Raw genomic sequence first — 26,310 nt, forward strand, 5'->3', positions numbered from 1 at the left:
CGTTCAGGCGCGAGTGTACCGTCAATGTTCGATGATCGTCGATCATCGAACATTCGAGGTCAGTGGGGGTAACTGAGATGACCGAAGCCGAGAGCGCCAGAGTGAACCTTCCCGGATCGCCCGTACCCGGGGGTGGGCTCGCGCTGTCCGTCCTGGACCACGCGAGCATCGTCGAGGGTTCCGAGCCCGGTCAGGCCCTCCGTGACGCCCGCGAACTCGCCCAGAACCTGGAGAGCTGGGGCTACACCCGATTCTGGCTGTCCGAGCACCACAACATGCGCGCCATCGCCAGCGCCGCCACCTCCGTCGCCCTGGGCTTCATCGCCGAGGGCACCTCCACCATCCGCGTGGGTTCGGGGGGCGTCATGCTCCCCAACCACTCGCCCCTGGTGATCGCCGAACAGTTCGGCACCCTGGCCTCTCTCTACCCCGGCCGCGTCGACCTGGGGCTGGGCCGCGCGCCCGGCACCGACCCGCGCACCATGCGTGCGCTGCGCCGCGATCACTCCGCCTCCTCCACGTTCCCGCAGGACGTCCAGGAGTTGCAGGCCTTCTTCGAGCCGGCCGCCCCCGGCCAGCCGGTGCGCGCCGTGCCCGGCGAGGGGCTTCGCGTGCCGCTGTGGATCCTCGGGTCGAGCCTGTTCGGCGCCCAGTTGGCCGCCCACCTGGGGCTGCCGTACGCGTTCGCCTCACACTTCGCACCGCAGGCGCTGTACGAGGCCCTGGCCTCCTACCGGGAGAACTTCGCGCCCTCCGAGCAGTCGACGCGGCCCTACGTCATGGCGGGGGTCAACGTGTTCATCGCCCCCACCGACGACGAGGCGCGGAGGCTGTTCACGTCCATGCAGCAGTCGTTCCTGGGCACCCTGCGCAACGCCCGCGGGCTCCTGCCGCCGCCCATCGACCCCACGTCGTTGGACACCATGTGGCGGCCCGGGGAGAAGCAGCAGCTGGAGTCGATGCTGCGCTACTCGTTCGTTGGTTCGCCCGAGACCGTCAAGGCCAAGATCGACCAGTTCGTCGCCGACACCGGTGTGGACGAGCTGATGGTCTCGTCGATGATCTTCGATAAGAAGGCCCGCATGTACTCCTATGAGGCGCTCGCCGACCTGTACGGCCTGGGGGCGGTCAAAGAGGGCTGACGGGACACAAGACCCTGGTCGGGGGAACTGGGTCAAGGGTGGCGGAACCGGGTCAGGCAGGACCCGGACCGTCTCCCCCGGCCACCGGGGCGTGGGGCGAGGTCGCGAGGGCCTCGCCCCACGCTTATGTCCAAGGCTTGGGGCGGGCAGGCTTCCGCACGAACAGAGGTCGATCACGCAGAGGCCGCTCACGTGGGGAACTCGCCGTACCAGGACCTGCGCACGAGATGCTTGGGCAGATACCCGGATTCGACTTCGAGGCTGAAGTCAGGATCCACCTCCGCGGTGTCATAGGCCAGGCACGCGAGGGCGAGGAGACCCAGGTGGAAGACCCCATCGATCTCGTTGACGCGGTCCTCGGTCGTCCAGAACTCGGCATGCGACACCAACCCCTCGGCCAGCGCCTCGTTGAACCCGTCACTGTCCCGCTGCACCAAATAGCGGAAGGCGTTCAACTGGGGGAAGATCAGCTTGTCGAGGCTCTCCGCGGTACCGATCTCGGACTGCTCAGGCGCGGACAGCTCCATCGCCTTGAGCAGGTTCTCACCCAGATCCGGTCTGCCCAGAACAAAGTCTTGAAGAGCGGCGATCCAGTAGTAGACGTAGGGGTTGTAGCGGGTGCCCTCCGACTCCCCGTACTCACGAAGCGTCTCCACCGAGATCTCACAGAGCTCCCGGTAACGCTCCTGCTCACGACAGATCACGGCCAGGAAGAACGCGGTGGTCCAGTTACCCGCGTTGGCCGAGTAATCCGGACCGAAGCCCTTCGTCCTTCGCACCTTATGATGGATCACCAACTCCAAAGGCTCATCTTCAGGAGAGGTCATGATCTTAAAAAGCGCGTGATGCATTTGCATATCGATCACCCACGCTTCCCAGGTGTCCAACTCAGCCACCTCGGGATCCGCCAAAGTTTTATAAATAGTGGCGACGTGAAAAGACCCGACCATGACATCAATCCTGCCAGGGTACTCTTCAAGGACTGGCGGATATTTGTTTCGATTCCCACGCACCCTCTCCACCAGGCCAGGCTCTTCACGGTGCCTAAGGTCATGCGCAGGAATTGAATGCATATACCGTATCTCCTGACAGACATCGAAATATCACCCCAGCCACTGCAGGCTCACCAGCAAGATCAAGGGGGCGAGCACCATTCTCTAATTCCGGGGTCGATCATGAGCGCGGTCGATTAGAAGAACTCTAGCACCGAACTAACGCTGCGTTCCCACGGGACCAGCACAAGACCCCAACCTCTCGGGAAGTTGGAAAACCCCTGCGCATCAAGCCAGAGTGAGATCCCGAGCGATGCTCGAACTTTAAGCTCAGACTATTTCTTTTTCAGCTCTTTCTTCTTCAGTGAAAATTCGCCACACCTGAATTGATCCAGAATTCTTTCGGCAAATAGGGAAAAATGAAACCCGGAAGAAACCTGGGAAATATCGCAAGTCACCCAAAAAGGGACAAATAGTTCCAAAGGAACGAAGTCATTAAGGTTTCCCCTGCCTATCATCTACGGTGCACTAGGCGCGGAAAAAGCGCGTTCCTTGCTCTAGGGAACCGTCAAATTTTTCGGCATCCAGCTCAGCGATCTGAAGAAAGGTGTTGATCGCAGGGAAAACAAGGTATTCGAGGTTGTCCAAACTGCTGATGTCGACGTGTTCGGGTTATGACAGGCGCATGGTCTCATAGAGGCGTTCTCCAAATTCCGAGGGATTGAGGATGTAGTCCTGAATTGCATCGATCCACGGATAGATGCAATCTTCCTACCCTCCACCACGAACCTCTCCGCCTCTTTAAGGAAGGAATAGGAATCTGGCACAGGAAGCGCACTCGGGCTTCGTCTCTACAACGGACAGCCAGAGAGAAGGCAGTGATCTAGTTGCCCACATCGCTCTCCGGCCCGTGGGGACCGCACTGAGTGTCCATGTTCGATGGTCGATGTGCCGCTCGACAGCGGTCTCAGGGTCGGCTGTGCTCATCGCGAAGACGGATTCTGCGGCCTGCATCCAGGTGCTTCAGAATCGCCAGGTACGAACCTCGTGGACATCAGGGTCCACAGACAAGGCAACTTGGGCCTGGGACCTGATGTTGTTGAGATGGATCCCCACAATGAAAGGGGAAGTGACCATATCCTCTACCATCTCCCTCCGCTCCAGTTCGTGTGTATCCAAGTTTTTCTTGGTTCTGGCACTCTCTAATAATCAAGAAGTTGATCTACTCCCCACGATTGGCTTCATCGATTTTCTCCTGCAGCCAACCAGGGGTGAACTCTTCACTCCTAGGAAATATCCTCATCTCCTCAAGGAAATCATCTGGATCCGGGCCGAAAGTAAACGGGGGAAAATCCGTGTAATTGAACTTCGATTTGAATTTTCCCTCACTCCACAGCATAAGCTCCCACGAGAACCATGTCCCACGATTCTGCTTGTACATCCCAGAGCGGATTTCCATTGCTCTCATGATAAAGCTCGTGGGAAGACTGATTCGCGTCACCTCACCATCTTCCTTCTCTACTTCCATCCTTCGGATCGCGTATTCACCCATGAACATGATGAAAAATCTAGCCCATTTCCAATTTTCAGGAAGGTAGCCCGACAGGCTTGACGCCATCCCCGAAATTGCTTCCTGCTCCTCAATTGGAGATAGCTCATCATTACTAGACTCGTACATGGGGTCACCTACTTCAATTTGGGCCGATTCGGGAAGAGAATTTCATCCTGCAGCACTCCATTGATACTGAATTCAATAGAAATTGCTGCCGGCGGCGCGTTTAGCACTTTCGAAAGATTTCCGTTGCTTTTTCTGACTTCGAACGTCGGGAGCATTGGATCATACACCTGCCTCACCCTAGCTCGAATATCAGGCGGTGGCGGAGCCTTCCTATAAGCCTCCTTCCAGAGTTCGACCTCAGCCAGATAATCCGGGTTATTACTGCGCCCTTCAAGGTGCTCAAATTCCCCCTTGTTAACTCTTTCTAGCGCCATCTCAAAATTCCGGTAAGATTTTCCTACCCTCCATTCTGCGGCAGCGTGCTGATTTACACTCTTCCGCATCGCTACCTGATTCAATCGCTCTGGGATTCCCCCAAATTCACCAATCCCTACCACATGTCCACCATTCCATGTGGTTTTTTCGAATTGTGGCGCCTCTGTCAGCCCAGGGTATTTTTCCGGATTCCCAGCGAAGTCTTCCTTCAAAAATCTATTATAGGTATCGTAGTACTCCCTTGCCGCCTTGGTTACTGCGCGCTCTTCCCCACTGAAACGAGGGGACGAGGCCGGAGTGAAGCGGCCTTCAGACTCAAGGTTATCACCGTACGAATTTGTCTGATATGTGTAACGCGAATTTGGAGTTTTTACTCGATATTCTGCATTTGGTCTTGGGTCGACGAACTCGGGATGCTTACGGTCGAAGTTGCTGATATCGAGTTCAATTCTTCTTATTTCCCCACTGGCATCAGTGATATATGTCCCCCTGCGCGAGCCGGAGCGATCAAAAACCTCATAGCTTGTATCTGGGGAGAGTCCGCCTTTATCTCCAAACCGTTCGCCCGGCTCGGGAGAGAGTTCTTTGTTTTCCTTCTTGACCTCTTCTTTCTTTAGTTCATTTTCTGGAAGTACAGGCTTTGCTCCATCATTGACTCCCGATCCAGAGAGACCCACCTCCTCAACGGTTCCTGTTTTCCCCCATGGAATCTTTAGTGGATCTTGGGAATGGAAGGCGGATCCTCCAGAACTAGACCCATAATTGCTTCCGCCATTCACATTCGCACTAGAAGGTGTGAACGTTCCTTGGGACGTCGAGTCACTATTTTGACTATCCGAGTATCTGGTTGCTGAAGAACTGTCTTGGCCAGATGCTCCCCCACCACCTTGGTTGCGGGCGACGGGGTTGTTGTCGAGCAACTCGGCGCCGCGATTCCCAGGGTGATTGGAGATCTCGTTACCGAAGGAACCGCCACCGCCAGGAGTACCGATACCGGTGACGCCGAGCAGGGGACGGAATGGAGCAGGGGGGTCAGGGGTGACGTTCGCCTTCAGAGTGTCCTTGGGGACACTGCCGTCCGGCAAGACCGGTTGTCTGTCCGCTGCGCCCTCGGGACCCTGATCTGAATCGTCGCCGTCGGATCCGTCGTGGTTATTGTCGCCTCTGGGGTCGGCCGAGGACGGTGACGAAGCCCAGGAGGCCGCCCGCACCTCGTTCGAGACAGGAACTTTGGGCTGGGAGATCTTGCGATCCCAGTCGGTTCCGGCCAAGTCCCTTTGGGCTGCCGGGTCGGACTTGGTCTTGTTGTCGATCTCGGCGATGTCGGGATGGTTGAGAATGTCGTCACCGACCAACGCATCGCCCACTGTGGGGTCCTGGTTCGGGCTCTGGTCGACTCCCCCGGCCGTTCGTGCCGAGTGATCAACACCAGAGCGACCACTACCGGCTTCCCCTGTACCGCTCCCAGCGAAGACCCGTGTATCCGCCAGCGCAGACGTATCGGACTCACTCGGGTCGTCCATGGCGGAGTCCTGCGTCGGGCGCTGGATGGGGCGTTGATCGGTCTCCGTAGTCGCCTGCGTCGGGCGAGCACCACTGGGACGTCCACCCTCGGTTTCCCCTGCCGTCTGTGTCGAGGCGGAACCGGCCGGCTCGGCCCCGCTCTGGCCGGACGGCATCAAGCGGTTGACCATGGCCTTGAAATCGGCCAACTGGCTCGGGCCGAACCCGGTGGCGTCCAGCGCCCTGCCGGCCAGGTTGATCAGCGGCGAGCCCGAACCACCGAACTGCGGGAGGTGGGACACATCGGGCAGATCGATATCCACCCCACCGGCACCACCGCCACGACCCGAGCCGCCCATCCCATCCATGATGGACATCCCACGCCAGGCCATCAACGGCACACCCACCACCGCACCCACACCGGTGGCCGTCAGCGCCGCACCGCCCACCAGGCCGATGACGTTCAACGCCGCCGTCCCGATCACATAGCCGGGACGATCCCCCCACTCCTCCCACGGCACCACCGAATGCGCCAGGTCCTTCCACGCCTGGCCCACACCCTCCCCGCCGTTCCACCCAAGCGAGTCGGACTCGGCGTCATACATCCCCACCAACGAGGCCGCCGAGGTCAGGTTGTCCCAGTGGTACTCCTTGAGCGCGTCCCCCCACGAGGCCTGGAACCAGCCCTCGGAAGAGTGCGCGCCCACCATCGCGCCCACACCCTGTACCGCGTCCACACCGAAGTCCCACACCGCATGGCTGACATCGACCCACCACCCGTGGTCGGTCTGGGCATTCTCATGGCCCCAGGCCTCGGCCAACTCCGAGATGTCCTGGTCGAACCCGTGGTAGAACACGTTCGGGTCGAGCTCGGCATCCCCCTCGGGCTGCTTCTCGAAGTTGGTGCGCCCCGAAATCCCGGCGTTGATCGCGTTGGCGCAGGTGTTCTCCACCTCGGTGTAGTCGGTGATGATCTTTCCGCCCCGCTCGATCAGGGCATCGTTCTCCTCCTTCAACGGGCTGTCACCGAACCCGAGGAACCCACCGCCCTTGTCCCAGTCATCACCCTCGGCGGCGATGCGGGAACGCAGGTCATAGGCCTCCACCCGCAGGTTGGACCAGCGGGTCTTGATGTCGGCGACGTCCTCGGCGAAGTTCTCCAAAGCCCGGGCCGCCCGGTCCAACTCCTCACCCACGGTGTCGCCGTCGGTGGCCACCGGGTCCAGGACCGAGAACAGGGTCTCGGCCTCCGGGGCGGAGTAGGGCCCGTTCAACCCGGCCCAAGAGCCGGTGATGTCGTTGCCGGTGTCGGCGATCGAGGTGCCCAGCTCACGCAACCCCGAAGCCATGGCCTCGACATAGCCCACCGACACCGACGGTTCGGGGAAGGTCAACGGGCTGATGACGCCCTCAGCGTCTCTGAGACGGTCTTCCTGTTCCTTGACGCTCAGGGGGTCTGCGGGGGTGGCCGCGCCCGCACCCGGGTCCGCGATCGGCACAACGAACTCCAAAACAAGACAGGGGAAAAGGGGGGAAGGGGAAAACCAGGGATCAGCGGGTCAGACAGGCCGGCCCGCACCGGGACCGCCCACAGGACCGGACGGGGCGTTGGGGTCGGGGACATCGCCGGCCTGGGCCTGGGCTTCGGCGGCCATGTCCTGATCACCCTCGACATAGGCGGTGGTGGCCTCACCCGCGCCCTGGAGGGCCGAAGCGGTCAGCGAGAGCATGTCGCCCAACATGGCGAAGTTGTGCTCGGCGAACTCACCGATCGCGATACCGATGGGGGCGCTGTTGATGTGGGAGTTGACCGCGGTGATCCGCGTTTCCAACTGACTCATGTGCCCCAACAGCCCCGAGCCGCCACCCTCCTCACCCAGATGTTCGGCTGTTTCGGAGAGCACCGAACCGACCTGGACCGGGTCGATGGACCACTCACTCATGCCCATCCTCCCCGGGTCGGAGCACGGAACGCCTGGGGACGGAACATCTCGTCGGAGTCGACCTCATCGCTCGCCCAGTCGATCGCCTGCCCGGAAGCGTTGGGCGATGTGGAGTCGTGGACCGAGATGGTGTGCCACATCCGGTCCAGACAGGCCAGGGTCCGGTGGAAGTCGGTGGCGCCTCGGGTACGCACCCGTTCGGCGGCTACGGCGATGCGCACAGCGGAGTGCGGCGGCCGGTCCGATCGTTGTTCCTGCTGTTCCGGGGGTGGGGGTGTGTCCCCGGTCGGATGTGTGCTCCCCGTTTCGTCATAGACGAACGCGAACCTCACCGGCCTGCCTTCCCAAGAGTCGATATGCGCCTGTTGTCAGATCGGTTGCCTGAATCGTCGGTGTGGTTGCGATTCTGGTGATTTTTCCGCGTCGACGCACGCTTGGGGAGCCCTGGTGTGGCGTGGGGCGGGACCGGGCGGCTCGGGACAAAGGCTGAATCCGCCCCATCACTCCAGGTCACGACACGTGGGCGGCAGAGGAGCCCCGAGGGGACGAGGGGGTGGAGTGACGAAGGCCACTACGAGAGAGCGGCGGAGGCCAGGATGCCACTTCGGAAAGCGGCAGAGAAGGCGACAGGGGTAGAGGAGTCACCCCAGCGCCGCTGTCGGACGGCTCCCGTCGAAACCCTCCCGACGCCCACCATGATGAACCAGATGATCTTGCTCGCAGCGCCGGTTTCGGCGCCCAAAAGGGCGCTACGAGCAAGATCATCCAAGCTCAGGAACAGGGCAAGGGGCAGGGGTCCGGTTTCAGGTATCCGACGTCGGTGCGACGAACGTTCCCCGCTGGGGCAACGTCACCACCAGCCCTTCGTCACGAAGGAGTGCGATTGCGCGGCGGGCGGTCTCCCGAGCGATCCCGTAGTCAGCGACCATCGTCGCTTCCGAGGGCAGCGGGTCTCGTGGTTTCAGCTTGCCCGCTTGAATCTGTTCACGGAGTTGGTGCGCCACCTGCATGTACAGAGGCGTGGGATCGAATCGATCGACATGCATGATTGCGACGTTAGGTACATGGCATACAGCCTGCATATGGCAGACGTGCTAGACGACCTAGACAAGATAGACGTATAGTAAGGCCTTGACCTGCTCATGAAAGTGGCCCGGCGGTGCTGTCAACACCCCGGGCCCGGACAAGCGAACTTGGAGCGCTTGCCATGTCATACGTTACTGCCTTGCTGTCCCTACTCATCCGGCTGGCGCGGCCCACACGAGGGGCGCACACCACCGCCTTCGGATACCTGCGTGAGCTGGGTGGCGAGATGCGCCGTCGTCGCTCTCGCCGGATCCGCCGCTACGTGCTCGCCCCGGCCGACCACGCCGCCACGCACTCCCACAGTCCCGAACCGCTGCCGCCCGCTCCGCCCCCTCCCTCGGTTCCGGCTCCCCCGATCCCGGCACCTCGTCGACCGGTAGAGGCTGCTTCCCTGCGAGTCGAGATCGTTCGGGGCCCCTACCGGGCCTGGGAGAGCCGGCGAGCTCTCCTCCAGGGGGTGCCCGCATGATGCGCGCCACCGACGCCCTCGCCGACCGGCTCACCCGTCTCCTCAACGAACCCGACCTGCCCGCCGACGCCGTCACTCGACTCATCTCGGCGGACGCGGTTTTCGGACGCCTTGACCGACTCCTTCGTTCCGGCGACGCCCTTCCCGCACCCTGGGGTATCCGGCTCGGTAGTGGGGGCGTGGAGTGCATGGAGGTGACCGAGCACTACGACGCGCTCTCCGAAGCGCTCCGGGAGACCGGTGGAGACGCCGCCTGTTGGCGGGCGCTCTGCCGCGCCCGAGATCGCTGGGGGACGTTGCGCACCGCCATCGCCGGCGGCGCGCCGCTTCCCGAGCCCTGGGAGCGCGGCTGACAACACCTTGAGGGCCCGGCCGGAAGTGGCACCTCGGCCGGGCCCTCGTGGTTCCGCTTCATTCCGGCCCAGTGTCCGGAGATTCGGCTTCCAGCCGGGCGGCGCGCCGGTTCAGTTCCTCCGCCTGGTGGTCCCAGTCCGGCCCGTGGAGGTAGAGGTCCGACGCGGCCATCCGAAGCAGGTACGGGTCATCCGGCCGCTGTAGGCAGGCCAACCGGTAGGCCAGGTTGCGTGCCCATACCGGCAACCCCCAGCGCCTCTCGAAATCGGTGCGAAGCATCTCCAAGATGTCGTCCACGGTGGCGAAGGTCAGCTTCTCCACGAACTCCATGACGGCGACTTGCCGGTCCTGGTCATCACGGGAGCCCTCAGGGTCCGTCAGCAGCGCAGCCAACCTGGAGAGTTCGGACATGCGTTCCTCCATGCACGCGATCCATGGACACGTCTACCAGCCGACTTCTTCCGTTACGGCCCATACCAAGACCCGCTTCCCCTCGGGAAAGCTGAACACAGCACTGCGGTCGACGTTCTCGCCTTGCTTGACCGAGGTGCACCGACGAGGATCGACCAATTCCGTATCCCCGATGAAGTGCCGCTCGTGCTGCTCCTCAATCAACTCGCCGGCGGACACGGGGAGGTAGTTGCCGATGTCTCCGCTCCTACAAAAGGCTCCGGCCTCCTCTTCGTCAGGCAGGGTGAAGGTGGCGACATACGTCGCGAGTGGATCCACGTCGCCGACGGAGAAGACCTCGACGGACTCTGCGGAGTCCGGGATCTGGGCACCGGAGAGCTCCTCGAAGTCACTCACCTCGGCTTGCGCCGTGGACTCGGGCTCGGATGTGCCCTCTACCCCCGAACAACCGGCCAAGAGCACGGACAAGAGCGCCGCCGGCAACAGAACGGCACCTCGTGATGTCCTCATTCCCCACCCCTGAACGAACTCCCACGCCTCCACTCCCGCCGTGCACGGACGTAGCGCCAGGACAACGGGAAGCACAGCGGGATCGCGGTGAGCACGGTGAACGGGATCGCCTGCAACACCGGTGGCCCACCGAACTCGTGGGACCAGATGTTGAGCCCCACGATCACCACGCACAACCCCGCCACCACGTACAGGACCACTCCCCCACCACGTCCCAGCAGCAGAGCGCACACCAGTGCCACACCACCGGGCAGCAGGAGCCAGAGCATGAACAGCACGTCCACGACCCCGAACAGGTGGAAGTTCTCCCAGCGGATCATCCTGGGCACGGAGTACAGACTCCAGACCGGCATCAGCACCAACATCACCCGCAGGGCCCATAGCTGCCAGGGCATGACCGGAGCACTCCGCAAAGCCTGAGGGTGCGCCGGTCCGGGGTAACGGGGGTCGAACTGCGACATACCGAGACCGCCTTCGTCAGGGGGTGGGTCAGGTCCGGACCGGGACGACGGAGAAGTACCCCCGTGCCGTGGGCCGCAGTGCCAGCACCAGCCCGGTGATCGCGATGATCAGGCCGATCAGGCCGTACACGTCCCCGCCGAGCGTTCGCCCAAGTTGGATGACGATCAGGAAGGAGTGCAGCACGATGATCGAGGTCCGCACCCAGCGGCCCCGGGTCGCGACCTTCACCGTGAGCAGCGCCGACACGGCCGCCAAAGCCAGGTAGGGCATCGAGAACCCCACCCCGAACATCCCTCCGCCGGCCTCACCGATCGCCCAGATCGCGTTTCCGGCGAACATCACCGCGTAGATCCACAGCAGGACCCTCTGGGCGCGCACGGAGGCGGGCGGTCTGGTGTCGCGGAGGGCGGAGGCCATCGTGTCCTTTCGGGACTCGGACTCGGGACGCAGGACTCGGGACGTGGGGGCATGAGACGAGAAGGCCCCGATGGTCGAGCGGTCAGGGACCCATCTCGATGGGCCGGTGGCGCATGGCCAGCTCGGCCAACCGTTCCGGGCCGAGGTCGTTCGGGTCGTCGCCGGCCTCGACGTACTTGTCGGGCCAGAAGAGGAGATCGCTGACGTAGGGACAGGGGATGCCCTGCTCCAACAGCGTGATGTCGCGTTCGAGCACGTCCTCGTCGCCCGCGCCGATCCCGACGTCGATGATCTCGCGGAAGACGGCGACGACCTCTTCTCGTGTCAGTCTGCTCATCTGGTCAGCCTCCTCCGTAGTGGTAGTCCGGATCGAGGATGTCGCGGTGGTAACGGGGGGTCACCACCATGATGTTGTCCAGATCGTACACACCGCCCCCTCTACCGATCGGGGTGATGTGGTGCAGCACGTAACTGCGCTGGCCGCCCACCTGCTGATTCTGGACCGTGAAGGGCGCGTTGCCGTTGCGCATTCGGGTGACCTGGTGCGGGGCGAACTGGCCGGCCAGTTCGGGGGTGTCGGCGACCGCGTTCCAGTAGGCACTGCGGAACTGGCCGAAGTTCTCGAAACTCTGCCCCTCCAACCGCTCGGCGACCTGCCTGGGCGTTCGACCGGCGTTGCCCTCGGTGCCACGCAACCAGGGCCCGGTGACCTGGGGAAGATTCTGCCCGCCGGCGGCCGTGCCGGGTGAGTTGCGGCGCTCGGTGGCGGTGGGTCCCCGATCGTTCCCGCCCGGAGGACAGTTGTGCACCAGGAGCGAGGTGTTCCCGGCGAGCACGTGGTAGGTGCGCAGGTCGTCGACGCTGAGGTTGTGGACCGTCTGGCCGGTGACCGTGTAGGCGTCGACCGCGTCGACCCGTGCCCAGGTGCCGTTGCCAGTGCGCAGCCAGGTCCCGGGTTCAAGGTCGATCGCGTCCGTCCAGCCCTGTTCCGGAACCCAGAAGGGGTGGTCGTCGGTGGCGGTCACCGTCCCGACCTCACCGGCACCGTCGTCCACGGAGACCTCGACGAGGGTGCGTTCCTCCGTCTGCTCCGAAGGTGCGCTGCCGGAGGGGATCAGCGCGGTCACCTCACGTGCTCCGCGCTCCCCGGTCATCGGGTTCTCGGCCAGGACCAGATCACCGACCTCGACCTGTTCGATGGGCCGGGTGTCACCGTCGGCGAGCACCACGAGGGTGCCGGGCAGGAAGCTGTTGTCGCAGTCGGGATCACCACGACGGTTCTCCGAGTCGCCACCCCGGTCGTTCCCCGAACCACCATCAGGGCCCTTCCCGCTGAACAGCTTGAAGGGCTTGAGGAACCCACCGACCAGCATGGTCGCGCCATAGCCGAGGTTCTTGACGGTACCGTCGCCGCCGCCGAGGTTGTCGTAGTTCTCGTCGAAGGGATCGACGAAGCCGTTCCACATCTCCTTGGCGCTGCCCCAAGGGTCGTTCCATATGCTCTGCGCCATGTCCCCAGTGTTGGACCAGGTCTCCTTGAAGCTGTCGTGACTGCACAGGTGCAGGTGACAGCCGAGATCGAGGACCCCCTCCCCCATCTCCACGACCCCTTGGGTGAGACCGCCACCGACCACGCACAGGTAGTGGGCGACCCAACCACAGTCCCAGTCGTAATTGCCCTTGTCCTCCCAGGTGAAGGCGGGTCTGTCCTCGTCGGCTTCGGCTGTGTCGTCGGCGTCGTCGGAGTCCGCGCCTGATTCGGACTCCTGGTCCTCGGAGTCGGCGCCCTGGTCGTCGGAGGAGTCCTCGGAATCGGCGGAGTCGGTGCCTTCCGGGGAAAGCGGCACGTCGTCAGCCGTGGTGGGGTCCACCCGGTAGTTCTCAGTGCCGGTCTGCAGGAACCCCGGATCGAGGAACCCGGGAACGTCTGCTCCAGGGTCCGGGGCCGAGTCCGAGGCGCCGCCCGGAGCGGTGGAGTCGTCGGACTCGGCTCCCCCACTCTCGGGGTTTTCCGAAGTGGGGTTCTGTGGGTTCGCGCCTTCCGGGTCCTGCGGGTCCGCGCCCGGAGCCTGGGGGTCCGAGACACCGGGGTCAGCGTCATCAGGATCTGGGGCTCCCGGGGCATCGGGGTCGGGGCCCGAGCCATCGGGTTCCTGGCCTTCACCACCCGGTTCGGTGTCTGCTCCGGGTTCGTGCTCGCCCTCGCCGCTGAGCGCGCGTTCGGCGGCGGCACCGATTCCATCGCTGATGGTGCTGGGGATTCCGGAGATGAACAGCGCGGCGGCGATCGCGGCCACCAGCACGATGACGGCGGCGTACTCCAGCATCGTGGCGCCACGATCGGAATCATGGAGACGACGCAACACGGAACTCTCCGCTCTCCGGGGTCACCTGGGGGTCAGGGCGCGGAGGAAGGATAGGTCCGAAATGTCGGCCGGAGACATGGTGCAGGACTGGCCGCATGTGGCCACACGAGCAGCCATCGGCCGTGACCTGTGCCGACCTCCCAACGAAGAATGATCACGCTTAGGCCACATAGCGGGCCTGGGGCCTTATCCGAACCGGGCCCCGGCTCCGGGTCTGGGAGGTGCTGCGCGGTGAGTCCGGGAGCGGTGAACGGGTCACTCGGATCGCTCAGCGGCGGTGGACCGGGCGTGACGGATCCTCAACCTGTGCGACCGGGCAGGGAACCGAACGCGGGTCACCAGGGCACGGCCGGGCCGACGGACCCTCATCCCGATAACGGTCCCGGACATGGCCCGGACACCGCGAAGGCCCAGGCTCCGTCTCAGTCACCGCCTCCGCCACCTCCCCCGTCGCCGCCTCCGCCATCGGATCCCCCGGAATCACCGGAGCCGCCCTCGCCACCGAATCCGCCACTGGAACCGGTGCCCACACAGTCCGAGGCGAGATCGCAGGCCTCGGTCCAGGAGAAGACCTCGCCATCGAACGGTTCCGTCTGTGCGACCTCACCGCCACCGGCCACGACGGTGGAGTCCGATGCGCTTCCTCGTGTGTGCGGCGCCTTCGTCGCCAACGCCTTGCCCAGCGCGCTCATCCGAGTCGGTCCGTGCAGCGCACAGATCCTCAGCGCGGCGTTACGGTCCATCTCCTGTCCGACGATCCCTGCCAGCGGGTACCTCTCGGTCGCCTCCCGCAGCAACGACCAGCCCGCCTCGGTCCGGGAGATGAACTCGGTGTGCTTGTCCTCCAGAGGGTTGGAGGAGCGCGACGCCTGGGCCATGGCGAACGCGCCGGGCACGCTCAAAGCCACACCGAAGATCAGTCCGGTCATGGCCCACAAGTTCAGCCCTGAACCGAAGAACTGCATGAGCGCGCAGGCGGCGACCAGCAACCAGCCGATGATCTGACAGGCCTTCGACAGGTACTTCGCGCTGCTTCGTCGCTCGATCAACGCGGTGAGTTCATCGGAATCAGCCACGAGCCCACGGGAAACCGACCCACGGCGCACCTCGTCAACGGCGCCGCTATCGGCGACCTTCTCGACGATCTCCTTGGGGGTGACGGCCACCCGCCCTCTACAGGCGGCGATGGCGGCCCGTCGGATCGGGTCCTGCTCAACGGCGTAGGGCGTGACTCGTCCGGTCAGGGTGACGAGCCCACCGTGACGCTGGATCCGGGCCCTCTTGGTCAGGAGGAGGTCCATCAACGCGACCTGCCCCACTCGCCTGGCCCCACCGGCCAGATAGGCCAACTCCGTCGGGGGGAGGGAGTCCACGGCCGTGTAGTGGAGCGGTGGTGGGATCTGCTCGATGTGGCGGCGGATAGCGCGGTCTGACCTGATCAGGCGGAGGGCCGGCCATCCACCCAGTGACAACCCCAGGAGCAACGCACCGAGGGCCATCCCCACAAGGGTGAGGGGGAACGCGTAATCGTCCAAGGTTGAGGGCCTTTCAGGCTCGCAGGACCGGGTTCGACCGGAGTCTCCCCGTCCACAGGTTCCAAGGGTGAAGCCAGAGACAGAGGCGGGGACCGAGGGACTGTCCCTGGTTGAGAAGACCGAAGTCCCCGGGTGGTTCTCCACCCGCTGGTGCTCACGGTGAAGTTGTGACCTGCGGTGAGAAGGGGGTGCTGACCTGCTCGGCCATATGAGCGACCGGTTAGTTGGAACCAGGTACCAGAATACGAGCCGTGGAGATCGGCCATGTCGAACACCAACGCCCTGAACTGGGTGAATGCACCCACTCGTGACGTATCAGAGAAGTGCGTGCGATCATGGGGCCGAGGGAAGTCGAGCGGTCACACGAAGCGGCGGCCACGTGAACACAGAACTCAATGCGCACCGGCATTCACCTGGGATTTCACGGAAACCCCCAGAAATCTCGGGCCGGCTGCGCTGCAATGAACGTGACGTCAACGGGCCTGGCCACATCCGGTCAGAGGCCGGCGTAGTGCACCGCCTCCTATTCGATAGTGGAGTGATGAGGGGTCACAGAGCCCCCGTCACAAGCGCCGGCGGACCCAAGCCCCAGGTCCATCATCGGGTTGCCGCGCAGTAGCGGTAGTCCACGTAGCCCCACCCCCGGTAAGGAGTCACCCCCATGAACTTCACTCACAATCTTTGGGCCAAGGCCAGCACCATGGTCATGCCGCAGGAGAGCGAGCACAAGGACAAGGGCGCCGGTTTCGTCGAGTACGGAGCCATCATCGTGTTCGTCGGCATCGTGGCCGCCGTCCTTTACAGCAGCAACATCGGAACCCTCATCATCCAGGGGATCACGTCCGCCATCAGCAGGGTGTTCACCGTCGAATAGAAACTCTCCTGATTTAAGTATCGCCACACACAGAGGAACCATAGGAACGGGAAGACTGTGATCCCCACCAACCCAACTTCCCAAAGAAGTTACCAAAGAAGGATTTGGCCAGCTGCAGCTTCAACTGCACTTCTTCTTTTCGTCTCTGGATGCGTCACTAGTTCGGATCCTCAGGGAGATGAAGGGGACCACGACCCATCTGCCTCCCCTGAAGCATCCGCACCCCCGGAAGGTCAATCTGGGAACGAGGTCATTGCGAGCTCGATCACCACATCTTCTAGGGTCGGCTCCGAGCTCCAAATCGATGTCTACGCCTTAGAACGACTTGAAAGTGACCTACTACGCCTTCGGATTGGAATTACAAATAATTCCTCGGATCCCTTTGATCTTGGTTTCGGACTCTCCGAGGAGAACCATCTCACCGCTAGCGATATCAGCCTCATCGATGATGCTAACCAGAAACGCTACCTAAGCTACAACCAAAGCAGCGGACAGTGCTTCTGCAATCAACTTGATGGCTCCATTGGGAGCGGGAACACTGAGACACTTTGGGTCATTTATCCTGAACCTCCAGGCGATCTTGAATCAATGACTATACTAACTCCAATGTCTCCACCCATGATGGATATACCCATCACAGAAGCTTCGGAATCCATCGAAAATGCAAACCTGGAAGAACCCAGGATACTCGATCTTTCAATGATCTCAGATAGCCTTAAAGAGGACCAAACCGGACGCGCAGAAAGCGCTGAAGAGGTCAGCATCATATTGTCCTCTGATGTTCTTTTTGACACGAACAGTTCTGATTTGACTGATGATGCACAGGAGATCCTAGAGCAAGTTGCTCAGGAAATCGACGATGCAGGTTCATCAGTTGTTTCTGTCGACGGACACGCAGACGACACCGGAAATGACTCGATCAATCTCCCCCTGTCCAAGGAACGGGCGGAGAGCGTCGAATCCACCTTGGATGAACTAATCACCCGACAAGGAATTACCTTCGAGGTCGAAGGACATGGGTCAGCCAACCCAATCGCAGACAACGAAACCGAGGAGGGGCGCGAACGGAACCGTCGCGTCAGCGTCACTTTCGAGAAATAGGGGGATCAGTGACTAAGTGGTACCGAGCCTTTGGAGTCATGGCACTGGTAACAGTGCTACCACTGAGTACGGCCTCAAGCGTTCTAGCCGCTCAAGCCCCAAGAACAGAAACATTGGATTCCCTGGGCGTTGCGGAGTCAAATGAGGATCAAAGCACTGGGCTTTCCGTAGAAGCACATACGTCAGAAAGAAACGAATCCGGTTCCTTGCTTTCCGTCACTTGGAGTGTCAAAAACAACGGAAACCGTGAGGTCTTTGTCGATTGGCTCACTGGAAATTCCTACATGTACAGCATGACTGCCTATTTCTCAGGCGTCACTGCCATATCCTCGGATGGATCAAACAGATACCACCCTGTCATGGATGGCGAAAATGATTGCCTTTGTTCGGGGAAACTGTCAATCGACTTCAAGGAGAACATTGGTCCAGGAGAACAAGTCGCCTACTGGTCTATGTACTCCGTGCCTGAGGACGTGGACGCCATCACCCTGGAGATCCCTGGCTTCGAGCCGATCGAGGACATTCCGATCTCCTGACCGCTGACCCGACGACCACTCACTCCCCCACACCTGGATTCCGCTGGAGGCGGCGTTGACCACTCCCCACCGCCCCGAACTCGGGGATTCACGACGGGACTCTTCGACCAGGCCCTCAGGCCGGGTGAACCGCCGGCTCAACAAAGCCCTGTGCTGGTTCCGTCCTGCCCAACGGGAGAACGGTGACCGTGGGGCGGGTTTCGTAGAGATCGGTGTCGTCACCGTCTTCGCCGCCGCGATCATCACGCTCGTCTACCAGAGCGAGATCAGCTCCACCTTCAACAACGGGGTACGCCAGATGGTCTGTCTGGTCGGCGGACCCGAGTGTGGTGACGAGACCTGGGTGGATCACGACCGGCCCGAGGACCCCGAGGAATACGAGTGGGGTGGCGGCGGCGACAACAACCACGCGGACAACCAGAACATCGCCATGCAGTCCGCCACGGCCTACGGCTGGACCGACCAGGAGTGGACCTGTCTGGACAGCATGTGGAGCCAGATGTCCGGCTGGGACCCGAGCATCGTCGACCCGGAGTACGGCACGCACGGCATCGTCGGATTCAATCCCGCCGTGCACGGAGCCATGCCGGATGGCTTCCAGAACAGTGCCTCGGTGCAGATCGACTGGGGGCTGAGCTACATCGAGAGCACCTACGGCACCCCATGCCAGGCCTGGTCGTATTGGCAGAGCACCAAGTCCTACTGAGGCCGCCGCAGCTCCCCCACCGAAGCAGCCCCGGCGTCGCGCGCTCTGAGCTCGCTCACACGCGACCCCTCAGGCCATCCGTGAGTCGTCCCGGAGGCCCATTTCGCCGTTTCCTGGCCCCGGCCCCCGGCCTTCACCGCACCGGCCGCACCAACTCCCAGGGCAGCACAGCCGTATCGGTGTCACTCACCCTCTGCGACCTGCAAGTCCCCCATGGTGGCCGGATTCGGCCACGGAAAGTCACCTTCGGGCCACGACTTTTTCCCTCTCATCCGGCAGAGTGTCCATAGAAGGCAACGCAGCGTTGCCAAGCATGGAACATGAGACGTAGGTCTTCCACCACACGTTTGCTCGGTGGAAAAGGAAGTGGCCTACTTCTCCGCGTCCCGACGGACCCACGGGTGTTTCCCCCGCCATCCGCCCTCGGCCCGTCCGACAACGAGCCCCCGACTCGTCAGGAACCGTCTTGGACAGCACACCTGCCAACATGTCCGCAGTCCCCGGAACCTCCCCCACCACCGCGGCCTCCGGCGCCTCCGCCGCACCGGACGTCCCCCTCTCACCCGCCTCCCGGGGCGCGACATCGCCCCTGCCCAAACGGGTGGTTCGAGGCCCCAGGCCCCGGCACGCGGACACCCTGGCGCGAACGCTCCAGCGGTTGACCCTCCTGAGTCTGATCGCCGTCCGTAACCCTCCGACGCACGGTGATGCACCCCCACCCCTCACTCCCGGCGAGGCCGAAACCGGAGCGCGCCGATGGCCGCTCATCGTCGAGCCCGCGCGGCCGGCCATGGCGCCCTCCGAGGGCGTTCGGATCTCGCGGTCCCCGCTCGGCGGGTGACCCCGGACCAGGAGGCGGCGCCGGTGTGGGGGGCGGGCCCCACCCGGTAGGTACGGTTCCGCGGCCTGGGGGTTCCCGAACCCCGGAGGGTCGTTCGGGAACCGTTCCGGTCTCGTACCGGACGAGTCGGAATCCACCGTGTCGCCTCCGCCCCGCTCCCCTGCCTCTTCGAGCACCCCTTGCAAAGGCGGGGGAGCGGGTTCTCAGACCACGGGTATCTCTGCGGGTTCCCGTGCCGTGGTCGGGCGCACGACCGCGTGTCGTGTCCTCCTTGTCGTGCGCCCGCTCCACGATCTCGCCGGCTCTCGCCCACCCGCGTGGCACGCTGTCGGCCCCCACTTTCACGCTCCGGTTTCCGCTGTTCGGAATCGCCGCAAAACCCCCACAGATACCGGCAAATCTTCGGACAGTAGTGGACAGATCAGAACTTTTGCCCCCATTCCTCCTCATAATCTGATCGCTCACCCCCGCACCACCTCCCCTGGGAGGCGCGGCTCGGTGTGGGCGCAGGGAGACACGGGCGTCGCCTTCGTGGACGTGCGAAGGGTGGTGCCGGAGCATGGGGGCTCAATGAAGATCGCCTATCTGATCAACGACATGTACGGCATCGGCGGCACCGTGCGTACGGTCGCCAACCAGGCGGCGGCCCTGTCGGCGCGGCACGAGGTGGAGATCGTCTCGGTGTTCCGGCACCGCGCGGACCCCGTCCTTCCCGTCCCCGCCCAGGTCACCCTGCGCCCACTGGTCGACATCCGGCAAAAGGACGACCAGGCCACCGGGGTCGGCGGGCGTCCGCTGTACGAAGGTTCGGAACGTGCCGGTCTGCCACCGATCCTCTTTCCTCCGGAGGACGGCCGAGGCTCCACGCACAGCCGCCTCACCGACGACCGGTTGGAGGAGTACCTGGCCACCACCGACGCCGACGTGGTCGTGGGCACCCGCCCCGGGTTGAACGTGGTGATCGCTCGGGCGGCGCCCAATCGGATCGTCAAGGTCGGCCAGGAACACCTCACCTACGAGCAGCACTCCGACGAACTGCGCCAGGTCATGGCGGAGGAGTATCCGCACCTGGACGCCTTCGTCACGGTCACCGAGGCCGACGCGCGCACCTACTCCGAGCGGATGCCGTTGCCGGGTGTGCGGCTGCTGTCCATCCCCAACTCGGTGCCGGCGCCGCCGTTCACCGTCAACGGGCACAACACCCGCACGATCGTCGCGGCGGGCCGGCTCGCCCCCAGCAAACGCCACGATCTGCTGGTACAGGCGTTCTCCATGGTCAGCGACGAGTTCCCGGACTGGACCCTGCGCATCTACGGGCGCGGCAGCAGACGCGGGGCGATCGGCAGACTGGTGGGCAAGCTGGGGTTGCAGGATCGGGTGTGGCTGATGGGTCCGCATCCTCGGGTGGAGGAGGCGTGGGCCCAGGGCGCGTTCGCGGCGGTCACCTCCAGTGAGGAGCCGTTCGGGATGACCATCGTGGAGGCCATGCGTTCGGGGCTGCCCGTGGTGAGCACGGACTGCCCGCACGGGCCGGCGTCGATCATCCGACACCAGGAGGACGGCCTGCTCGTCCCCAACAAGTCCGCCCCGGGCATCGCGGAGGGGTTGGCGCACCTGATGGGCGATGACGGGTTGCGGCGGCGCATGTCGGCGGCGGCGTTGAGCGATTCGGAACGCTTCGACCCGGTGAACGTGGTGCGCCGGCACGAGGAGCTCTTCCACGAGCTGGCCGGGGCGAGCATGCCCGCGAACCCGGTCCCGCACCTGCCGATGCCGCGGGCGGAGATGCCGGCGTCGTGCCGGGTCCAGGTGGGTCCGGACGGGGTGACGGAGTTGGACTTCGGGCCGAGCACGGAGTCCGGGCAGGTGCAAGACCCGCTCGACTCGCGGGTGCCGGACGCGGTGGTGCTCACCACGGAGAAACGGCGGGTGGAGCTGATCCCGGAGCCCGATGGCCGGGTCCTGGTGGACGCCGCCGAACTGGACCTGACCACCGGGACCTGGCAGGTGAGCCGGGTCGATGGTTCCTCGGAGCGGACGGACGCCATGGACGCCTTGGACTCCGTGGACGCCCTGAACCAGGAGGTCGGGAAGGAGACGCCGGTGCGGGACGTGACCATCCACCAGCACGGGTTTCCGCTGTCCAGCGCGCACATGAGCGATCTGGCCCTGGTGATCCCCGCGCGTTCCCCGAAGGGTCGGTTGATCCTGCAGGTGCGGAGTTCGCGACACCACGCCGAGGTCGAACACGTGGAGGTCGCCGATGGTCTCATCACCGTGCAGGGACGGATGCTGGGCCGGTCACAGCCCGACGCCCGGGCTCGCATGGTGGTGCGGTTGCACGGCTCCCCGCAGCCCCGCCACGAGTTTCCGTCGGCGGTCGCGCACGGGGGCGAGTTCACGGCGGTGATCGACCCGGAAACGGTCGCACGCGGGCGGCACGGCGATTCCGACAAGTGGCAGTTGCGGCTGGTGTTGTCCGACGGGACCGAGTGCACCGTGGGCCGTCACCTGTCCGGTGTGGTGGGTTACAAGAAGATCATCGAGTACGCCGCCCAGCCGGTGAAACCCACCTATGGGCCCGGGACCAAGGTGCGTCCGTACTACACGATCAACGACCGGTTGGGGTTGAAGACGTCTCCGTTGGCGCCGACGATTCCGGTGGAGTCGGTCCGGGTCCGTCCGGGTGGGCGACGTGGGGAGGATCTGCGCCTGGAGGTGCTGCTGGGTTCGTCGTTGCCCGAGGGGGTGTCGTACGCGCTGGAGGTGGTGCGCGGCACCGACGCGGGCCGGCGTTTCCCGTTGGAGGCGGTGGCGGCGGCGTCCGGCCAGGAGGAGGCGCGGTTGGCGGGCCGGTTGCCGTTGCTGCGACATGGCGACCACCTGGGGACGAAGAACCTGCGGGCGCAGTGGCAGCTGCGGTTGTTGGCCGGGCCGCCTGGGGCGTTGGGACGGTTGGGTGCCAACGCGATCTTCCCGAGCACCAATCGCGCGTGGAGTCGCGGCGTGTACGTGCGGTCGGCGACGGTGGCGCCGTTGGACTCGGGGGACGTGCTGTTGACCGTCGCCGACGTGCACTTGGTGGATGGGCTGAATCGACGGTTCCGCTGACGAGGCCGGGGGCGAGTGGTCGGAGCACGGTCGACGGGGCGCGGGTGGTCGAACCCGCGCCCCGTGCGTGGCCCAGGGTGATTCCAGGGTCAGGGCGAGGGCCACCAGGGTTCGGGCAGGGGCGCCCCGAAGCGGAGCGCGGTGTCGAGCCTGCCCCACCGATCCCCCGCCCGGGTCAACGCCCGCCGGGAGAGGTTCGTGTCTCCGAGCGTGCGCAGTTCCTCGCTCACCTGGTCGTACAGGTCGGTGATGCGGGAGTGTTCGGTGTCCGAGGCGTAGGGGTCGATGTGCCAGGAGCTGGGCAGTGACCGACCCTGCCTGAGCATCCGATCCAGTCGGGAGAAGGTCATGTCCGCCCGGTCGAGGTCGGCTCGGGCGTGCACGGGACCGCCGGGGTGCCGCAGGAGGTGGGTGAGGTGGCGAACCAGTTCCTCGGTGTGGGCGCTGTCGTCATGGGTGAGGATGTCGAGGGCTGTCATGCGACCGCTTCCCCGAGGGTGGGCTCCCCGAGGGTGGGGAGTGACTCGACGTAACGACGTACGCGTCGGGCCCGGCGCACGCGACGTGCGCGGCCGACGCTGAATTCGGTGCGCAGGGCGCCCAGGTAGGTGTCGTAGGTGGTGTGCCAGCCACGGCTGGGCCGGGACAGTCGTACGAGGAGGGCGAGGATTGCCATTAGGGTCTTCATGTCGTCCTGTCTGTTCAGGTCGGCCACGGCCCCGGGACGTATTTGCGGTACGTCGCCGGGGTCCCGCCTTTCGCGGTCTTCCAACGATAAAGCACTTGTATCAACTTGTCACGTCTCGTTACGTCCCGCTACAGGCCGTTCCGACCCGTTTAGTGTCGAACTATGCACGAACTCGAAGGCCCCGAACCGATGTATCGGCAGATCGCCGACATCATCGCCGCGCAGATCGAGGACGGTACCTACCGACCTAATTCCCGGCTTCCCTCGGAAGCGGAGGTCTGCGCCCGATTCGATGTCTCCCGCCGCACCGCACGAGAGGCGTACGCGATCCTCATCGAACGCGACCTCGTCGTGACGTCCCAGGGCAAGGGCACCTACGTCAAACGCCAAGAAGCCTGACGGGCGCGGAATCATCGTGACGGTGCACGGGCGCGGCACCTTCGTTGCCGCCCGCCCCGACGCCACCCCCACGAGCGGGGACGACCACCCCTGACCGGTGCCGCTACCCGTCGCCGGGGACGACCGTGCGTTGCGGGCGGCTGAGGAGTCTGGGGTGGTCGACGGCCCAGGCGGCCAACGACAGACCCACCACCGGCAGCAGGTACACCCCGACCGGAGCGGACCACAGCAGCCACACCACCGCCAATGGTGCGAGCAGTCCGGCGGAGACCAGCGAGGCCAGGTGGCGGACGTCGGGTGGCATGAAAAGCGGGAACAGGGCCACCAGGAACACCACGTACCCCATGGGCAACACGGCACCGTTGGGCAGTTCGATCGCGAAGACGTCGAAGATCCGCGCCAATGGGCCGATCAACAGGGCCGCCACCGGTGGCGCCGCGCAGGCGGCCAGGGCCGCACGCGGGTAGGGCGTGGTCGGGAGCTGTTCCATGGGTTCTGGTGGACGGTTCACGGCCGCTGGACCCTCCGTGCGTTCGACCACGGCCGAGGGCGGCCATGGCCTGGCCAGCAGAATACGCCGCGGTCGGCTTCCCTAGATTCGGCCGAGCGCGACTTCCCACGACAAGGGGTTTCGGACAGCGCACGGCCGTTCACGGAGAGTTTCGGTCCTATGTGTCGAGGCTCGTTCCGGTGCCTTCGTACGCGGCGGTTCCGGCGCATTCCACTCAAAGCACCACCGGGCGAGCCACCGCTTTTACGGGCGCAACGACCGAGCGGGGAGTTTTCCACAGGTTCCGCGATCTCGCTTGTCCCACCCCTGGGAACAGCGCATGCTCTACCCATGTCCCCCGGTCCACCTGCGATGAGGTGAGTCGAATGTCCTGTGAGCCACTGTGCCCCGAACCGTCCACGGTCCCCGAGGCGTCCGTAGTGGAGCCACCGGCCGACGGGAAGGCCCTGCGCGCCGCGGTGCGTCGGGTGTCCCCCGACGCGCTGTCGACCTTCGACATCCAGCACCGCTACGTCCGCGACCTGTGTTCGCGTACCGGCGATCCGATCCCGGTGCGCATGTTCCTACGCCGGTGGGGTGTGTTCGTGGAGTTGCGCAACTGCCCACGGCGGGCGGCCCGGCTGGCCCGGCTCGAACTGGCCGCCGCGGAGGCCACCGACACCGAGACCGCCCGGGCCGCCGCCCAGGAGATCGCGCACATCCTCGACGACGCCACCCATCGGTCGCCGGCCCCTTGACCGAGTCCGCTCGACCGAGACCACGTGAGCGGCTCCGCGTGACGTGAGTGCCGTGGGTGGTCTCCCGAGGCGGTCACTGGCCGCCTGTGGTCACCCCACTCCGCGCGGCACCGCCACCACCTGCGGTGACGACCCCGCACCGGACGCTATGTCCCGGTCGACCCTGTACCGGTGGAACCGGCCGGGTTAAGCTGCCCGGCGCGGGGGTGTGCGCGATTCGTGTTCGGTCGCCTACGTCCCCGTGCCGCTCGTTGCCTTCGGCTCGTGCGGCCCCGCCCGAGCCCCCGCCCCGCTCCCCCGCGGGAACGACCCCCGGACCAGCATGCGACGTATCCTCCGCAGCCCCGAACGACCCCGAACGCGGCGTCGACGGCACCTCCAGGGACGCCGCGACGACGGCCAGGCCAACATCCTCCTGTTGTTCGGCATGACCATCGCCCTGTTGGCGCTCACCGTGCTGTTCATGCGGGTGGGGTTCGCCAACGACCAGCGTTCCCAGGCCCAGACGGCGGCGGACGCCGCCGCCCTGGCCGCGGTGAGCGCCCTACAGGACAGCGCGTCCGACCAACTCGCCGGTGGTTCCTATCCGATGCCCCGCTACGACGAGGAGATCGCCGAGTCTCGGGCGGAGGACTTCGCGCGGGAGAACGGGGCGGTGCTCACCGACATCCGGGCCAGCGACAACGTGATGGGACGTTCCGGCAACATCGTCCGGGTGGAGGTACGTGGCGCGCTCTGCCAGCGGGAGCTGGAGCCGGACGCCTCGCGGCACTGGAACGACATCGTCTGCGAGGGCGAGGAGGACATGAGCGAGACGTCCTTCGGCAGCGCCGCGGCGATCGCGATCATCGAGCTCGACGCGGACTGTGGTCGTGACGACGACGGGATCAACTGTGACGGTTCGCCGGTGGGCGACTCGGAGCAGGCCTCGGGGTTGTTCGACGTACACCTGGTCGACCAGGAGGGTCAGTACGAGTTCGATCCGAACTCGGTGTTCGGTGGAGGCGCGATCGTGGACTGCGCGAACCTCGGTAGCCTGCACCCGCAGATGTGCGCCGCCCACCAGGCGCTCAACGACCAGTTCCCGGGCTTCTACCTGTCCGCGGGCGGTTACCGTGACGAGCCCACCAGCGACCACGGGTACGGCGAGGCCGTGGACTACATGATGGCCGAGTTGGGCGCGACGCCGACGCCGGACATGCACGCCACCGCCATCCAGGTGATCGACTGGCTCATCCAGAACCACCAGGAGCTGAACGTCAAGGGGATCATCTACGATTACCACATCTGGAATCCGGCGCGGGACGCGGTGGGACCCTGGGAGAGCGTGAGGAGGTCCGCCGGGTACCGGGGAAGTCCGACGCAGGACCACGTGGACCACATCCACCTGTCCGCCGGGCCACCACCCTTCCGCTAGTCCTGTGGCCGGAAACGTTCGCCCGGGTCGGCTCATGAGTTCTCATCTCCCGTGATCTTGCTACCAGAAGCAAGGAAAGAGCTTTCCTTGCTTCTGGTAGCAAGATCACGGGGACAGGTCGAGCCGGTGAACCTTCTCGGTCACCGCACTAGGCCTGGGAACCACACCCGAGAACCCCCTCTGAGCAGGGGGTTCTCGGTTATCCA

At 64.3% G+C, this 26,310-nt stretch carries 28 protein-coding genes; 12 read left to right on the forward strand and 16 right to left on the reverse strand.

Annotation, left to right across the window (positions count from 1 at the left end):
* Nucleotides 1–77 precede the first annotated feature (77 nt).
* Complete coding sequence (locus ABZ717_RS02010; protein ID WP_358504127.1) at nucleotides 78–1,142, forward strand: LLM class flavin-dependent oxidoreductase; 1,065 nt, start codon at nucleotides 78–80, stop codon at nucleotides 1,140–1,142.
* Between the two features lie 188 nt (nucleotides 1,143–1,330).
* On the opposite strand, the gene ABZ717_RS02015 is transcribed toward ABZ717_RS02010, so the two are convergent.
* The 6 genes from ABZ717_RS02015 to ABZ717_RS02040 all read right to left on the reverse strand — a co-directional run bounded on the left by ABZ717_RS02015 (nucleotide 1,331) and on the right by ABZ717_RS02040 (nucleotide 8,619).
* Nucleotides 1,331–2,215: an immunity 49 family protein gene (locus tag ABZ717_RS02015; RefSeq protein WP_358504129.1), complete on the reverse strand. Its 885-nt coding sequence runs from the start codon at nucleotides 2,213–2,215 to the stop codon at nucleotides 1,331–1,333.
* Between the two features lie 1,141 nt (nucleotides 2,216–3,356).
* Nucleotides 3,357–3,812, reverse strand: a complete 456-nt coding sequence (locus ABZ717_RS02020; protein ID WP_358504132.1) for a hypothetical protein — start codon at nucleotides 3,810–3,812, stop codon at nucleotides 3,357–3,359.
* Between the two features lie 8 nt (nucleotides 3,813–3,820).
* Nucleotides 3,821–7,141: a hypothetical protein gene (locus tag ABZ717_RS02025; RefSeq protein ID WP_358504135.1), complete on the reverse strand. Its 3,321-nt coding sequence runs from the start codon at nucleotides 7,139–7,141 to the stop codon at nucleotides 3,821–3,823.
* A gap of 48 nt (nucleotides 7,142–7,189) precedes the next feature.
* Entirely contained in the window at nucleotides 7,190–7,573 is a 384-nt protein-coding gene (locus ABZ717_RS02030) for a DUF6507 family protein (protein WP_358504138.1), read from the reverse strand.
* Nucleotides 7,570–7,794 (reverse strand): hypothetical protein, encoded by a 225-nt coding sequence (locus ABZ717_RS02035; RefSeq protein WP_358504141.1) that lies wholly within the window; start codon nucleotides 7,792–7,794, stop codon nucleotides 7,570–7,572. The genes ABZ717_RS02030 and ABZ717_RS02035 overlap by 4 nt, the downstream gene beginning before the upstream one ends.
* A gap of 582 nt (nucleotides 7,795–8,376) precedes the next feature.
* The gene (locus ABZ717_RS02040) at nucleotides 8,377–8,619 is read right to left on the reverse strand and encodes a winged helix-turn-helix domain-containing protein (RefSeq protein WP_358504144.1); all 243 of its coding nucleotides are present in this window, start codon (nucleotides 8,617–8,619) and stop codon (nucleotides 8,377–8,379) included.
* A 161-nt stretch (nucleotides 8,620–8,780) separates the two neighbouring features.
* On the opposite strand from ABZ717_RS02040, the gene ABZ717_RS02045 reads away from it, so the two are divergent.
* Together ABZ717_RS02045 and ABZ717_RS02050 are read left to right on the forward strand one after the other, a co-directional pair.
* Entirely contained in the window at nucleotides 8,781–9,128 is a 348-nt protein-coding gene (locus ABZ717_RS02045) for a hypothetical protein (protein ID WP_358504147.1), read from the forward strand.
* On the forward strand, nucleotides 9,125–9,481 hold the full coding sequence (locus ABZ717_RS02050; protein WP_358504150.1) for a hypothetical protein: 357 nt from the start codon (nucleotides 9,125–9,127) through the stop codon (nucleotides 9,479–9,481). The genes ABZ717_RS02045 and ABZ717_RS02050 overlap by 4 nt, the downstream gene beginning before the upstream one ends.
* A gap of 58 nt (nucleotides 9,482–9,539) precedes the next feature.
* Here ABZ717_RS02050 and ABZ717_RS02055 read toward each other — a convergent pair whose 3' ends face one another.
* From ABZ717_RS02055 to ABZ717_RS02085, 7 genes are all read right to left on the reverse strand, one after another.
* On the reverse strand, nucleotides 9,540–9,893 hold the full coding sequence (locus tag ABZ717_RS02055) for a hypothetical protein (RefSeq protein ID WP_358504153.1): 354 nt from the start codon (nucleotides 9,891–9,893) through the stop codon (nucleotides 9,540–9,542).
* A gap of 33 nt (nucleotides 9,894–9,926) precedes the next feature.
* A complete protein-coding gene (locus ABZ717_RS02060; protein WP_358504156.1) occupies nucleotides 9,927–10,289 on the reverse strand; it encodes a hypothetical protein in 363 nt (120 codons plus the stop codon).
* A gap of 110 nt (nucleotides 10,290–10,399) precedes the next feature.
* Nucleotides 10,400–10,798, reverse strand: coding sequence for a hypothetical protein (locus ABZ717_RS02065; RefSeq protein ID WP_358504158.1), 399 nt, complete (start codon nucleotides 10,796–10,798; stop codon nucleotides 10,400–10,402).
* Nucleotides 10,799–10,892: 94 nt separating this feature from the next.
* Entirely contained in the window at nucleotides 10,893–11,282 is a 390-nt protein-coding gene (locus ABZ717_RS02070) for a hypothetical protein (protein ID WP_358504161.1), read from the reverse strand.
* 82 nt (nucleotides 11,283–11,364) lie between these two features.
* A complete protein-coding gene (locus ABZ717_RS02075) occupies nucleotides 11,365–11,619 on the reverse strand; it encodes a hypothetical protein (protein ID WP_358504163.1) in 255 nt (84 codons plus the stop codon).
* A gap of 4 nt (nucleotides 11,620–11,623) precedes the next feature.
* Nucleotides 11,624–13,648, reverse strand: a complete 2,025-nt coding sequence (locus ABZ717_RS02080) for a polymorphic toxin-type HINT domain-containing protein (RefSeq protein WP_358504166.1) — start codon at nucleotides 13,646–13,648, stop codon at nucleotides 11,624–11,626.
* A 422-nt stretch (nucleotides 13,649–14,070) separates the two neighbouring features.
* A complete protein-coding gene (locus tag ABZ717_RS02085; RefSeq protein WP_358504169.1) occupies nucleotides 14,071–15,183 on the reverse strand; it encodes a TIGR04222 domain-containing membrane protein in 1,113 nt (370 codons plus the stop codon).
* A 661-nt stretch (nucleotides 15,184–15,844) separates the two neighbouring features.
* On the opposite strand from ABZ717_RS02085, the gene ABZ717_RS02090 reads away from it, so the two are divergent.
* The 6 genes from ABZ717_RS02090 to ABZ717_RS02115 all read left to right on the forward strand — a co-directional run bounded on the left by ABZ717_RS02090 (nucleotide 15,845) and on the right by ABZ717_RS02115 (nucleotide 22,352).
* On the forward strand, nucleotides 15,845–16,057 hold the full coding sequence (locus tag ABZ717_RS02090; protein WP_358504172.1) for a hypothetical protein: 213 nt from the start codon (nucleotides 15,845–15,847) through the stop codon (nucleotides 16,055–16,057).
* Nucleotides 16,058–16,114: 57 nt separating this feature from the next.
* Complete coding sequence (locus tag ABZ717_RS02095; protein WP_358504175.1) at nucleotides 16,115–17,158, forward strand: OmpA family protein; 1,044 nt, start codon at nucleotides 16,115–16,117, stop codon at nucleotides 17,156–17,158.
* Between the two features lie 38 nt (nucleotides 17,159–17,196).
* The gene (locus ABZ717_RS02100) at nucleotides 17,197–17,694 is read left to right on the forward strand and encodes a hypothetical protein (protein WP_358504178.1); all 498 of its coding nucleotides are present in this window, start codon (nucleotides 17,197–17,199) and stop codon (nucleotides 17,692–17,694) included.
* 55 nt (nucleotides 17,695–17,749) lie between these two features.
* On the forward strand, nucleotides 17,750–18,400 hold the full coding sequence (locus ABZ717_RS02105; protein WP_358504180.1) for a hypothetical protein: 651 nt from the start codon (nucleotides 17,750–17,752) through the stop codon (nucleotides 18,398–18,400).
* 466 nt (nucleotides 18,401–18,866) lie between these two features.
* Nucleotides 18,867–19,241 (forward strand): hypothetical protein, encoded by a 375-nt coding sequence (locus ABZ717_RS02110; protein WP_358504183.1) that lies wholly within the window; start codon nucleotides 18,867–18,869, stop codon nucleotides 19,239–19,241.
* 570 nt (nucleotides 19,242–19,811) lie between these two features.
* Complete coding sequence (locus ABZ717_RS02115; RefSeq protein WP_358504186.1) at nucleotides 19,812–22,352, forward strand: glycosyltransferase family 4 protein; 2,541 nt, start codon at nucleotides 19,812–19,814, stop codon at nucleotides 22,350–22,352.
* Between the two features lie 89 nt (nucleotides 22,353–22,441).
* On the opposite strand, the gene ABZ717_RS02120 is transcribed toward ABZ717_RS02115, so the two are convergent.
* Complete coding sequence (locus ABZ717_RS02120) at nucleotides 22,442–22,831, reverse strand: hypothetical protein (protein WP_358504189.1); 390 nt, start codon at nucleotides 22,829–22,831, stop codon at nucleotides 22,442–22,444.
* On the reverse strand, nucleotides 22,828–23,028 hold the full coding sequence (locus tag ABZ717_RS02125; protein ID WP_358504191.1) for a hypothetical protein: 201 nt from the start codon (nucleotides 23,026–23,028) through the stop codon (nucleotides 22,828–22,830). Before ABZ717_RS02125 ends, ABZ717_RS02120 begins: the two co-directional genes overlap by 4 nt.
* A gap of 174 nt (nucleotides 23,029–23,202) precedes the next feature.
* Here ABZ717_RS02125 and ABZ717_RS02130 point away from each other — a divergent pair, with 174 nt between their 5' ends.
* Entirely contained in the window at nucleotides 23,203–23,439 is a 237-nt protein-coding gene (locus tag ABZ717_RS02130; RefSeq protein WP_358504194.1) for a GntR family transcriptional regulator, read from the forward strand.
* A 103-nt stretch (nucleotides 23,440–23,542) separates the two neighbouring features.
* Here ABZ717_RS02130 and ABZ717_RS02135 read toward each other — a convergent pair whose 3' ends face one another.
* A complete protein-coding gene (locus ABZ717_RS02135; protein ID WP_358504196.1) occupies nucleotides 23,543–23,929 on the reverse strand; it encodes a hypothetical protein in 387 nt (128 codons plus the stop codon).
* Between the two features lie 386 nt (nucleotides 23,930–24,315).
* On the opposite strand from ABZ717_RS02135, the gene ABZ717_RS02140 reads away from it, so the two are divergent.
* A complete protein-coding gene (locus tag ABZ717_RS02140; RefSeq protein WP_358504199.1) occupies nucleotides 24,316–24,687 on the forward strand; it encodes a hypothetical protein in 372 nt (123 codons plus the stop codon).
* 322 nt (nucleotides 24,688–25,009) lie between these two features.
* Entirely contained in the window at nucleotides 25,010–26,104 is a 1,095-nt protein-coding gene (locus ABZ717_RS02145; protein ID WP_358504202.1) for a pilus assembly protein TadG-related protein, read from the forward strand.
* Nucleotides 26,105–26,310 lie beyond the last annotated feature (206 nt).

The sequence above is a fragment of the Nocardiopsis sp. NPDC006832 genome, from assembly GCF_040635885.1.
Lineage (GTDB): Bacteria > Actinomycetota > Actinomycetes > Streptosporangiales > Streptosporangiaceae > Nocardiopsis.